The 10,916-nt window shown below is 66.9% G+C and carries 14 protein-coding genes; 4 read left to right on the top strand and 10 right to left on the bottom strand.

Annotation, left to right across the window (positions count from 1 at the left end):
- Positions 1–17 precede the first annotated feature (17 nt).
- From EDF57_RS11040 to EDF57_RS11025, 4 genes are read right to left on the bottom strand one after another with little or no spacing between them, the layout of a single operon-like run.
- Entirely contained in the window at positions 18–380 is a 363-nt protein-coding gene (locus EDF57_RS11040; RefSeq protein ID WP_134094272.1) for a protocatechuate 3,4-dioxygenase, read from the bottom strand.
- Positions 380–1,258 carry a gallate dioxygenase gene (locus tag EDF57_RS11035; protein ID WP_134094271.1) on the bottom strand — a complete coding sequence of 293 codons (879 nt, stop codon included), beginning with the start codon at positions 1,256–1,258 and terminating at the stop codon, positions 380–382. The genes EDF57_RS11040 and EDF57_RS11035 overlap by 1 nt, the downstream gene beginning before the upstream one ends.
- Positions 1,259–1,268: 10 nt before the next feature.
- The gene (locus EDF57_RS11030; RefSeq protein WP_166675244.1) at positions 1,269–2,363 is read right to left on the bottom strand and encodes an aromatic ring-hydroxylating dioxygenase subunit alpha; all 1,095 of its coding nucleotides are present in this window, start codon (positions 2,361–2,363) and stop codon (positions 1,269–1,271) included.
- A 13-nt stretch (positions 2,364–2,376) separates the two neighbouring features.
- Positions 2,377–3,360, bottom strand: coding sequence for a PDR/VanB family oxidoreductase (locus EDF57_RS11025; RefSeq protein WP_134094270.1), 984 nt, complete (start codon positions 3,358–3,360; stop codon positions 2,377–2,379).
- 191 nt (positions 3,361–3,551) lie between these two features.
- Between EDF57_RS11025 and EDF57_RS11020 the strand changes: the two genes are divergently transcribed.
- The gene (locus EDF57_RS11020; protein ID WP_134094269.1) at positions 3,552–4,268 is read left to right on the top strand and encodes a GntR family transcriptional regulator; all 717 of its coding nucleotides are present in this window, start codon (positions 3,552–3,554) and stop codon (positions 4,266–4,268) included.
- A gap of 127 nt (positions 4,269–4,395) precedes the next feature.
- On the top strand, positions 4,396–5,739 hold the full coding sequence (locus EDF57_RS11015) for an MFS transporter (RefSeq protein WP_166675243.1): 1,344 nt from the start codon (positions 4,396–4,398) through the stop codon (positions 5,737–5,739).
- 44 nt (positions 5,740–5,783) lie between these two features.
- Here the strand turns inward: EDF57_RS11015 and EDF57_RS11010 are convergent, their stop codons facing one another.
- The 4 genes from EDF57_RS11010 to EDF57_RS10995 form a co-directional block, all read right to left on the bottom strand.
- Entirely contained in the window at positions 5,784–6,281 is a 498-nt protein-coding gene (locus EDF57_RS11010) for a hypothetical protein (RefSeq protein ID WP_134094267.1), read from the bottom strand.
- A 143-nt stretch (positions 6,282–6,424) separates the two neighbouring features.
- Positions 6,425–6,670, bottom strand: a complete 246-nt coding sequence (locus tag EDF57_RS11005) for a hypothetical protein (protein ID WP_243841008.1) — start codon at positions 6,668–6,670, stop codon at positions 6,425–6,427.
- Between the two features lie 46 nt (positions 6,671–6,716).
- Complete coding sequence (locus EDF57_RS11000; RefSeq protein WP_134094266.1) at positions 6,717–7,625, bottom strand: SDR family NAD(P)-dependent oxidoreductase; 909 nt, start codon at positions 7,623–7,625, stop codon at positions 6,717–6,719.
- An 82-nt stretch (positions 7,626–7,707) separates the two neighbouring features.
- Positions 7,708–8,607, bottom strand: a complete 900-nt coding sequence (locus EDF57_RS10995; RefSeq protein WP_208324846.1) for a LysR substrate-binding domain-containing protein — start codon at positions 8,605–8,607, stop codon at positions 7,708–7,710.
- A 169-nt stretch (positions 8,608–8,776) separates the two neighbouring features.
- Here EDF57_RS10995 and EDF57_RS10990 point away from each other — a divergent pair, with 169 nt between their 5' ends.
- Both EDF57_RS10990 and EDF57_RS10985 read left to right on the top strand, forming a co-directional pair.
- The gene (locus EDF57_RS10990; protein WP_134094265.1) at positions 8,777–9,250 is read left to right on the top strand and encodes an NUDIX domain-containing protein; all 474 of its coding nucleotides are present in this window, start codon (positions 8,777–8,779) and stop codon (positions 9,248–9,250) included.
- A 47-nt stretch (positions 9,251–9,297) separates the two neighbouring features.
- Positions 9,298–9,987, top strand: a complete 690-nt coding sequence (locus EDF57_RS10985; RefSeq protein ID WP_243841007.1) for a hypothetical protein — start codon at positions 9,298–9,300, stop codon at positions 9,985–9,987.
- 61 nt (positions 9,988–10,048) lie between these two features.
- On the opposite strand, the gene EDF57_RS10980 is transcribed toward EDF57_RS10985, so the two are convergent.
- Together EDF57_RS10980 and EDF57_RS10975 are read right to left on the bottom strand one after the other, a co-directional pair.
- Positions 10,049–10,621: a ferritin-like domain-containing protein gene (locus tag EDF57_RS10980; protein WP_134094264.1), complete on the bottom strand. Its 573-nt coding sequence runs from the start codon at positions 10,619–10,621 to the stop codon at positions 10,049–10,051.
- Between the two features lie 73 nt (positions 10,622–10,694).
- Positions 10,695–10,913, bottom strand: coding sequence for a hypothetical protein (locus EDF57_RS10975; protein WP_134094263.1), 219 nt, complete (start codon positions 10,911–10,913; stop codon positions 10,695–10,697).
- Positions 10,914–10,916: the final 3 nt, after the last annotated feature.

Here is a 10,916-nt window from a genome sequence, read left to right as displayed (position 1 = left end):
TCTCCCAAGCCCCCGCTTCACCGTGCGTGCGGCACGGCGCGGGTCTGCATGAATTCCTCGAAGCTCTCGCCGCGCATGATCGCGTAGACTTCCAGATTGGTTTTCCTGACGACGCGGGCCCACTTTTCGAGGACGAAGAAGTTGACGCCGGCCTGGACGATGCCCAGCCAGTCGCGTGCGCGCACCAACGCCATCTCCTCGTCGTCGAGACCCGCCGCGCGCATCGCCGCTTCCTCGTCGTCCCAGAAGGCCTGGCGCGCCTCGGGCCGGATCATGTTCCAGAAGAAACGATTGAACGCGAGGCGGCGATTGCAGGTGCGCAAGTCGAAGACGTAAGTGCCCTCGGGCATTCCCACGGTCTGCGGGTTCTGCGTGAACATCAGGCGACCTCCTGCTCGCGTTGCTGCTCCGAAGCAGCATTTTCGCGCTCCTCGTAAGTGACGACGGTCATGGCGGTGGTGGTCATGAGGTAATAGTTGCGGTGCATCTCCTCGAGCGAAGCGCCCAGCGCGCCGCGCATCGCCAGCCACATGATCTGCTCGACGCTTTCCGCGCCGCCCAGCCGCACGTAATCCGCATGGGTAAGCTGAGTCAGCCGCTCGGGATCGTCACGCAGGGTTTCAAGGAAATCGAGATCCCACTCGGTATTGTTGAAGCCCGTGCGCTCGCCGTGGATCTGGTGCGAAAGGCCGCCGGTGCCGACGACGACGACCTTCAGATCCTCAGGGTAACTTTCCACCGCGCGGCGCACCGCCTGCCCCAGCCGGTAGCAGCGCCGGGCCGTGGGCAAGGGATATTGCAGGACGTTGATGGCGATGGGCACGACGGTGCCGGGCCAGTCCGGCTCATGCGGCCAAAGCAGCGGCAGGGGCGAGGCGATACCGTGGTCGATCGGCTTGTTCTGGAAGAACGCCAGGTCGAATTCCTCGTTCACCAGCGCCTCGCCGATATGCGCCTGGAAGTCCACGTCCCCCCGGATATCCGGCAATCCGCGCAGGCCCGCGCCTTCGTCGGCAATCGGGAAGCGCTCGCCCACGCCCAGTGCGAACGTCGGGTAGAGGTCGAAGAACAGCGTGGTCGCGTGGTCGTTGTAGAAGAACAGCAGGACGTCGGGCTGCTTCTCGGCCAGCCATTTCGCGACGGGCTTGTAGCCCTCGAACAGCGGGGCCCAGACCGGGTCCTCCTGTCGCCCCTTGTCGTAAGCGACGCCGATGGTGGGTACGTGCGACGTGCCGATACCGCCGATTATTCTGGCCATGTCTGTCTCCTCAGAGCCCGCGGGCCTGCTCGGCCTCGGCCCGTTCGAAGATCGAACGGCGCATCAGCAGACCGGGCTTGTCGGGGGCGAAATTCAGGTCGAACTGCGGTTCGGCATCCTGCGCGACGGTCTGCGCGATCCATTCCAGCGCATCCACGTCTTCCAGGTACGCCTTCTCGGATGCCGTGCGCAGGAACGCGTCCGCTTCCGCATCGTCCAGCTTGCGGTCGCGCGAGTTGAACCACCAGTAGTGGAGCGAAGTCTGCGTCTCCGGCGTGATGAGATGAGTGATGTTGAAGCGGTACTTCTTCGGCGCGCCCGAAGCGTCCGCGTTGTCCGTGACGCTGGCATAGGCGGTGTGCAGCGCCGGGGAGACGTACCGCGCTTCCGAGAAGCGATCGACGCGCTTGTCCATCAGCCCCATCGGCACGCCGTAGATGCCCGGCGGCGGCGCGTCCCTGAGCGCGCGGTAGATGACGACGACATCGCCCTCCAGCCGCACGTCCAGCTTGGACCGCGCGAACTCCGGCGTGCCCACCGTGCCGGGATGAAGGAACGGAAAATGCGTCTGGTCGAGCAGGTTCTCGTGCATCGCCACATAGTCCGACTTGATGTGATAGGCCCCGCGCACGCTCTTCCATTCGGGGCTTGCCAGCCAGGACGTATCCGGGATCAGCGCTTCGTCCGCATGGTCGGGGTCGCCCATCCAGATCCACACCAGCGGGCCGCGCTCCGCGGTGGGGAAAGCGGCGACATTGGCATTGGTCGGCACGATCGGCATCGAGGGCATGGCCAGGCAGCGCCCCGAAGGATCGAACTGCATGCCGTGATAGCCGCAGACGAGCACGTCGCCCTCCAGCCGCCCCTTGGCGAGCGGGAAGGAACGGTGCGGGCAGCGGTTGCGCACCGCCACCGGCTCTCCCGCCAGTGTCCGATAGAGCGCGACGTCCACGCCCAGCAGCCGGCGGCTGATGATGTCGCGGCTGATCTCGTCCGCGAAGCCTGCAACATACCAGCAATTGCGCACGAGCGGCGTGTTCTGGTCGGCAAAGCGGCCCATTTCCAGCGGCGAGGCGGCGGCGGGGATGGCGGTCATCTGGTTCATGTCGGGTCTCCGGTCAGGCGTCGAGTACGAGGGTGCCGCCGGGCAGGCGCGACACGCAGATGCACAGCGTGTCCCCGGCGGCGCGTTCCTCGTCGGAAAGATAGCTGTCGCGGTGGCTGATCCGCTCTCCCCCTTTCAGGACGGGGAGCGGACACAATCCGCATTCCCCGCGGCGACAATCCGAGAGGACATCGATGCCGGAGGCGGTCAGGGCGTCGAGAATGCTGGTATCGCGGCCGACCTCGACAGTGCGACCAGTGCGCCGCAGTTCGACGGCGAAAGGCGCATCGTCGGGAGCGGGACCGGCGGTGAACCGCTCCGAACGCACGCGCGCATCGGGCCAGCCCAGGGTCCGCGCGGCAGTGTGGACGGCCTCGATCATCGGCAGGGGACCGCAGACGTAGACCGTGGTGTCGTCGCTCTGCGCGGCGAGCAGCGCGGCCATATCGAGGTGGTCGGTCGCAGGATCGCCGCTGACGTGCAGCCTGCCCGCCGCACCTGCCAGTTCCATCGCTTCGGCGGCATAGGCGAGCTGGTCCTGCGTGCGGCCGGTATAGACGAATGCGAAGGGCCGCCCTCGCCGCACCACGCTTCGCAACATCGCGTAGATGGGCGTGATGCCGATGCCGCCGGCGATCAGGAGACTACGGCGGTCGCGCAAGTCGAGCGGGAAGTTGTTCTTGGGCCGCGAGACCTTGAGCCGCGTTCCCGGGGCGAAAGTATCGTGGATATGCGCCGACCCACGCTGGCGATCCTCGCGCTGGACGGCGATCCGGTAATGATCGGCCCGATCGTCCGCGAGCCCCTGCCCGCCGACAAGCGAATAGTGCCGCACGATCGGCCCGCTGAGATCGGAATGCGTGTGCAGTTCCACATGCGCACCCGGCGCGCCGCGAGGCAGCGGAGAACCGTCTGCCGAGGCCAGGACGTACTCCCGGATGCGCGGCGTGAGCTGGCGCACGCCTGCCACCACCATGTCGATCAATTGCCCGTGCACCGGCCTCTCCTTGTTAGCCCATTCCTGTGGAACCGATTGCGATCTCAGCCGCGATTCGATGCCTGGATAATCACTTTGGATCCAAAATACGTCAATACCTTTCGATAATTGTCGATTTATGGCGATTTTGGATCCCATAATTGGATCCACGGAACTTGGCGGGTCCGCAGCAGGTGTGTAGGTTCGCCGCCATGACCAGCTCTCTTCCGGATGACGCCACCACCCTTCGTGCCAAGTCTTCGGCGCTGACCCGGCTGCGCGAAATGATCCTGCGCGGCACGCTGAAGCCGGGCGAGCGGCTGCGCGAGGTCGAGCTGGCGGAGCGGCTTGCGATGTCCCGCACGCCGATACGCCAGGCGCTTCCGGCGCTGGCGCTGGAAGGCCTGCTGGTCCAGGCGGGGGTGCGCGGCTATGCGGTTCGTTCGTTCACGCGCGCCGAAAGCCTCCAGGCCCTGCATCTCCGCGCCATGCTGGAGGGCTATGCCGCGCGCAGCATCGTGCTGGCCGGGCGAGGCAAGGCGATTGCCGATGCGCTGGCCCCGCTGATCGCCGAAGTGGACGAACTGCTGCAGGCCGGGACATTGTCGGAAGTGCTGGAAGAGCGTTACGGCGAACTCAACGAGCGCTTTCACACCGCTGTCGTGGAAGGCGCCGACGATCCCCTGCTGCGGGACCTCATCGCCCGCTGCAACGTCGTGCCTTTCACATCGCCGGCGGTCATCGCTTTCGAAGAACTGGAGGACGCCGAGATCATGGACCTCATGCGCTATGCCCAGCGCCAGCATCACGCGATCGTCAATGCGCTGCGCGCGGGCGACGCCCTGCGCGCCGAAATGCTGTTTCGCGAACACGCGACCACGCAGGAGAGCAGCATGGCGATGGGCGAAACGCTTCGGCGTTCCCTCTAGCCACCGCGCCGCTATAACAGGAGCGGCATAGCTCCCAGCATGAATGCGATACGGGCGTTCGCGGGCAGCATGCCTAGCATCCCCCTCAAAGCACCGCTTCAGCGGATGCTGACTGGAGAGGATGACCATGGCAAGTGTCACGGCGGCAGGGCCGCCCACCATCGGGACGGACGATCGGGAGACGATGTCCGTCTTCCAGATCGCCGCTATCGGCGTCTGCGTGTTGATCAATGCGCTTGACGGCTTCGACGTGCTGGCAGTGGCCTTCACCGCGCCGGCCATATCGCGCGAATGGGGCCTGGCACCGACCCAGGTGGGAGGGCTGTTCAGCGCCGGGCTGGCGGGAATGGGCATCGGCGCGTTCACCATCTCTCCGCTCGGGGACAAGCTGGGGCGGCGGCCGGCGATCCTGTTCTGCCTGGTACTGCTGGCCGCCGGCATGTTCGCCTCGGCCTTTGCCGGCGATCTTGGCCAACTGGCGGCGACCCGCGTGCTGACCGGCCTCGGCATCGGCGGCATCCTGGCGAGCATCAACACGGTCGTGGCGGAATATGCGTCTCCGCGCCGCCGCAGCCTTGCGATCTCCTGCATGGCGCTGGGATATCCCGTCGGCGCGACTGTCGGCGCTCTGGCCGCCGTGCCGCTGATCGGGGCTTTCGGGTGGAGATCGATCTACCTGCTCGGCGCGGCGGCGGCTGCCCTGCTCGTCCCCCTGGTGCTCTGGCTGCTGCCTGAGTCCATCCAGTTCCTTTCGGCGCGCCGCCCGGCAGGCGCGCTGGACAAGATCAACCGGGTCCAGCGCAAACTCGGCCGCGCGCCGCTCGACAGGCTGCCGCCGCTCGCGGCCCGGACGGCCGAGAACCGCCCGGGCTTTGCCGATCTGTTCCGCGGCCGGATGCTCGCCGCCACTGTCCTGGTCATGCTGCTCAACATGTGCGTGATGGCAACGGTCTACTTCGCGATCAGTTGGACGCCGAAGATACTCTCCGAACTGGGCTTCAGCGACAGTATCGGTATCTACGCCTCCATGATGATGAACGTCGCGGGCGCCATCGGCTGCCTTCTGTTCGGATTGCTGGCGAACCGCTTCGGCCTTCGCAACTTGTCCGCAGCGGTATTCGTGGGCATGGGGCTGGCGCTCACCGCCTATGGACTGGCGCCGCCGCGCGCCGTCGCCCTGATCGCGGCGGCCTTCATCACCGGCTTCTTCCTCAACACCGCGATCACCTGCCTCTATACGATCCTGCCGCAAGTGTTCCCGCCCGAGATGCGGGCCACGGGGACGGGGATCGGCCTGGGGGGCGGGCGGATCGGCGCGGTGGCCGGGCCCTATCTGGCCGGCATGCTGATGGCCGCCGGCTGGAGCCGCGCGGCCTATTGCATCGCCCTGGCAGTGCCGATGATCGCCGCCATCGTCATCCTCCCCGCTCTCCCCCTCGGGCGCGGGGCCGGTCGGCGCGAAGAGCGATAGCGCCCCGTGGACGCACTGTCCGGCCCCGCCGACCTGCCGGAAGATCAGGCGATCAGCCAGGTTCCGTCGGGTTCCTTGTGCACCACATTGTTCCAGAGATAGCTCTCGCCGCTGTCTTCCGCCGTGAACAGGATGTCGAACCTGAACTCGTTGGCGGCGACGCGCTTCCAGTTCTGGATGCGGGTGACCGTGACGCATCCCGACATGTCGTGGTGGCGCATGCGCTTGGCCGGGGACATCGCACCGGCCCAGCCATTGAACATGGCGGTCCCGCGCGATCCGACGAATTTCTCGACCAGTCCTTGCGTGGCCCTGTCGTCCTGCACGCACATGAGGGTGGCGATGTAGGGGCGCAAGGTGGGCAGCGCTGCGGCCACGTCCGCCTTCAAGGCCGGAGGCGCCGAGGCCAGCGCCTTTTCGAGCGCCTGCACTTGTGCCTGCTCGGGCTGCGCGAGCAGCGGGGACCGCGCCGCGTCTGCCTGTGCCGGAAGGCCCGCAAATCCGGCGATCATCAGCGTTGCCGCAAATCGAGTCTGTATCATTTCAAATTCCACCGTGGGGCCGATCCGAGCGGAAGCCGGTCGGTCGGTCGGTCGGTCGGTTTTCCATCGAGGCCCCGCTTTCCATCCAGGCGGGGCGCCCCGGCGGGCAGGTCGACGCGGATCGTCGCCCTGCCCGGCCTGCGTCAGATCCAGGTGCGACCGTCCGCACCGCCGCAGCCATAGGGCGGCAATTGACTTTCGAAACGGGCCTTCAGCTTGTGGCAACCCCAGGTCCGCAGCGGGCCCGGCATATAGCCGTTGAGAGCGATGCCCACTTCGTCATAGGGGCTCTCGGCCTGGGCGACATACATGTACCAGCGTCCGCCGAACATGACCGTAAACGCGACCAGCACGACGACGATCACTTGAATTACCTTCTGAATTTCCATTCTCCTCAAGAGCTTAATGGGGGCAACACGGTCCGTTGGACCTAAATCAGGAAGCCTGCAAGGGGCTGGCCGCCAGAGGCCCGCGCGTATCGGCACGGGCTTCCGGCCCTGCGGCCGCGATCCGCGGCCATGCCGCGGCCAGATCCTCCGGCGTCGCGGCGGCGAGCGCGTTCAGGTCGCGGGGATAGGTCACGCCTGCCGCCTCACGGGCCTGCGTAGCGGTAAATTGACCGTTCGCGGCGCGCAGGACCCATCCGCTGGCGGTGCAATCGGGCGCCACGAGATAGAGCGCACCGGGCGCGACGGCGTCGGGCCGCAGTTCGTCCGGCTCGCCTTCGACGCCCCACATGCGGGTCTTGGCCACGGGCGAGATCACATTGGCGGTAATGCCGTAAGGCCGGCCTTCGTGGGCGAGCATATTGGCGATACCGATCGCCGCCATCTTGGCCGCGCCATAAGAGGCCAAGCCCGCCTGCGCATATTGCGGGTAGATCGCCCGATCGGACGTGGTGAGCAGGATGCGCCCGAACGCCGCTTCGCGCATGGCCGGCCAGGCCGCCTGCACCAGCCACAATGGCGCATCGACGCCGACCTGCATCATCCGCGCGTGGAAATCGGGCTCCAGTTCCTCGATCGGCTGATAGCCTACCCACCCCGCGTTGTGGATGAGGATATCCAGCCGGCCGTGGACGCCTATCGCTTCGGCCACCAGATCATGGCAGGCCGCGCGGCTCGCCGTGTCGCCCGGCGCCGCGAAGACCGTTGCGCCGGCTTCCCGCAGCGGCTGCGTCGCAGCTTCCGCCACTGACGGATCCCGGCCCGAACCATCCGCCAGCGTGCCGCTGTCCTGCAGGATGACGGTCGCTCCGCGCGCGGCCAGGCCTTTTGCATAAGCAAGGCCCAGCCCGCGTCCGGCGCCGGTCACCAAAGCTACTCGTCCGGAAAAATCGATCATGCCTGTCCTCGTTCGCGGCCGAAATGGCGGGCAGGCACGGCCCGGTCCAATATCGATGACAGGCCGCCGTGATAGGCGCAGGCTATCGAAGCAGCGCGGCCTCCAGTCGGGACGTCGCTGCCGGGACGCTGCCTTCGGGACGGCAGAGCAGAAGATCGAAGCGCGCAGTGTCCCCGGCAATCGGGAAATAGGCGATTTCGGCGGCGCGCACCTGCCGCATGCTGGCCGGCACGATCGCCACGCCCGCCTCCACCGCGACCAGCGAAAGCACGGCATGCATGCTGTGCGCCTCCTGCTCCACTTGCGGCGCGAAGCCCTGCTCGCCGCACAAGTTCACGACCTGGTCATGGAAGCCCGGCCCTTCGCTTCGCGGCCAGCATACGAAGGGCTCGTCGACGAGACGGGAGACATCGACGGCGTCGCCGCCTGCCAGCGGATGACCGACCGGCAGGGCGATCGCCAGCCTGTCCTCGTCGAAAGAGGCCGTGCGCAGCCCGGCAAGGTCGAACAGCGGCGGAACCACGATCCCCAGATCGAGCGTGCCCTCTCGCAGCGCGCGAACCTGGGCGACCGTGGTCATCTCATGCAGGTCCACCCGCAGATCGGGGCAGGCCCTGCGAAAGGCGCGCAGGGCGGCGGGCAAACGTCCGTACATGGCGCTGCCGACATAGCCGAGCCGCACTTTGCCGCGCTTGCCTTCCGCCGTGTCGCGCGTGAGCGCCAGCGCTTCTTCCGCCGCCCGCATCAGCCGCCTGGCCTGCTCCAGCATGACCAGCCCCGCAGGCGTCAGTCGCACGGTCTTGCGGCCGCGCTCGATGAGCGTGGCGCCGACTTCCTCCTCCAGCCGCCGGATCGCTGCCGTCAGCGGCGGCTGCGACATGCCGAGCCGGGTGGCCGCCCGCGTGAAATGCAGTTCCTCCGCAACGGCCACGAATTGCCGCAAGAGGCGCAGATCCATGCGGGGCGGTTCGTATCCTGCCATGTTCGCCCATCATCCTTTCACCGAACGATCGGGCGCGATAGTCGGCTTGGGGCGAATTGGCGACCTTGCAATCGAGTGGGACGGCCGGAATGCGGCAATCCCGCTTGCCGGGCGGGCGGCGCTGGTCCACTTTCGGCATGCGGCCGGACACCGCCTCCTGGGAGTTTTCATGGCGCTGCATCATCGGCTTCTCGGCAAGGCGGCGCGGATCGTCTGGAAAGTGACCAGGCCCCGGACCATCGGCGTCCGCGCCGTCCTGCTGGACCGGGACGACCGTGTCGCCTTGGTGCGGCACACTTATATGGACCAGTGGTACCTGCCGGGTGGCGGCGTGAAGAAGGGAGAGAGCGTGGAAGCGGCCCTGCTGCGCGAACTCGAAGAGGAAGTGGCGATCTCCCGCCCCGCGATCGAACGCATACTGGGCGTCTACCACAGCCGGGCCGAGGGCAAGGACGACCACATCGTCATCTACGTCGCCCGTACTCCGCACGGAAGCGCGGACGGCCTGAAGCGCAACGATACGGCCGAGATCGCCCAGGCAGGCTGGTTCGCGCTGGACGGCCTGCCGGCCACGACTTCCCCCGCAACCTTGCGCCGGATCGCGGAATATCGCCAAGGTGCGCTGGGCGGCGGCACCTGGTAGGCAGCTTGCGCTTGACGGCGATGGCCGCGGATGATGGAATCGCCGCCGTGAACGACAGCGCCCCGGATTCCGATTCCACACCCGACCCCAAGGCTAGCGCCGCAGCCGAAGCCCGTGCCAACGAGGCCGCCGCGATCCGGCGCCGCTGGATAACCCTGGGCGAAGTGCTGACGGTGATCGCCGTCACCATTTCCGGCCTGACTCTATGGAACAGCTGGAGCCAGCGCAGCGAAACCGAGGCGTCCAAAAGCGCCGATGCCCGCCGCGCGTCGACGCAGGCGGCGACGCTCGTGCTCGTATCTTCAGGCTCCGGCGGCGATCAGATCGCGCTCAGGCCCGCCTCTGCCGACCAGTCCGTCCAGAGCCAGCGCCTCGCCTTCCCCTCGCCGCTCGGCATCTCGCCTGCCGAAACCACGGGAGAGCCCCGGATCGAGGCTTCCTGGTTCGAGCGGGCACTGAAGAAAGCCCGCAACGAAGCCCGCCTGCCCGATGACAGCCGAGGCGACGAACGGCTGCCCGTGGCCATCACCACGCGCTTCCTGGTGGACGGCACCGCGCACGAGGACGTGGCGATCTACGATGTGGGGTACAGCATCTCCGGCCACTGGCTGGGCGGCCACAGCATTACCTTGCGCGGCGTGTCGCTGGTCTCGCGGGTGAGCGCGCGGGGCGCTCAGGCCGCGCTGGACGCACGCTGGGCCCGGTTGCTGCCCGCGAAAGAAACCGCGGGCAAATAACGCCGGACGGGCGACGCCCCCGCGCCTACCCCGGCCGTGACAGCCCGGATCCGGCGAGGTGTCAGCCCTTCAGGAACGGCTGGCCTTCGTGCGCCACGAGCAGGTCGTGCATGTCGGCCGCGTGATCTTCTTCGTCGGCCAGGATGTGCTCCAGCATGATGCGCGTCGTGGGATCCTTGTCGCCGAAATAGCGGATCAGCTCCTGATAGTGCTCGATCACCAGCCGTTCCGCGATCAGGTTCTGCTTGATCATCTCCACGAGATTTCCGCCGTCGCCATATTCCGTCGCCGAGCGCGACGCGAGGCCCTCTGGGTTCAGGTTCGGCTCGCCGCCCAACTGATCGATGCGGTTGGCCGCCATCAGCATGTGGTCGTGCTCGCTCTTGGCGTGTTCCTCGAACTCGGCCGCGACGCTCTTCGAGGTGATGCCGTCGGCCGCGATGGCGTGCATCTGGTAGCGCAGGACGCAGACGAGTTCCGTTGCCACCACCGTCTGCAGCAACTCGATCGTCTTTTCGACATCGCCCTGATAGCTGGGCATCACCGCCCCGTCGTCCAGCGACTTGCGGGCACGGGCCCGCAGGGTTTCCACGTCGGTCAGAAAGGCGCTGCGGTCCTGGGTCGTCTTCGTCATGGTCGTTTCCTCGCTAGGGGATTGTTGGCGTTGCAATGGTTGCGCAGGCGCGCTTGTTCCCCGCGAACGACTCTCAAGACGCATCGCCCGGAAAGCCCGCTTCGCTGCGGTTCCGACCGGCTTTCGCCCCAGCGCGCCCGGGCGGCACCACCCGCGCCCCTGATCCCGCGACGATGACGCCAGCCGGCGGAAAGAACTTCGCCATGACGATCATCGGGCCGCGATCGGCCATTTTTACAACAGGTGTGTTGGAAATATAAAATACCCCCGGTACACCCGCGATCATCCGCAACGA

Origin of the sequence: Novosphingobium sp. PhB55, assembly GCF_004368805.1 — a bacterium.
Classification (GTDB): Bacteria; Pseudomonadota; Alphaproteobacteria; order Sphingomonadales; family Sphingomonadaceae; genus Novosphingobium.
Note: the sequence above shows the minus strand (reverse complement) of the source record. Positions and strands in the feature narration are given on the sequence as shown.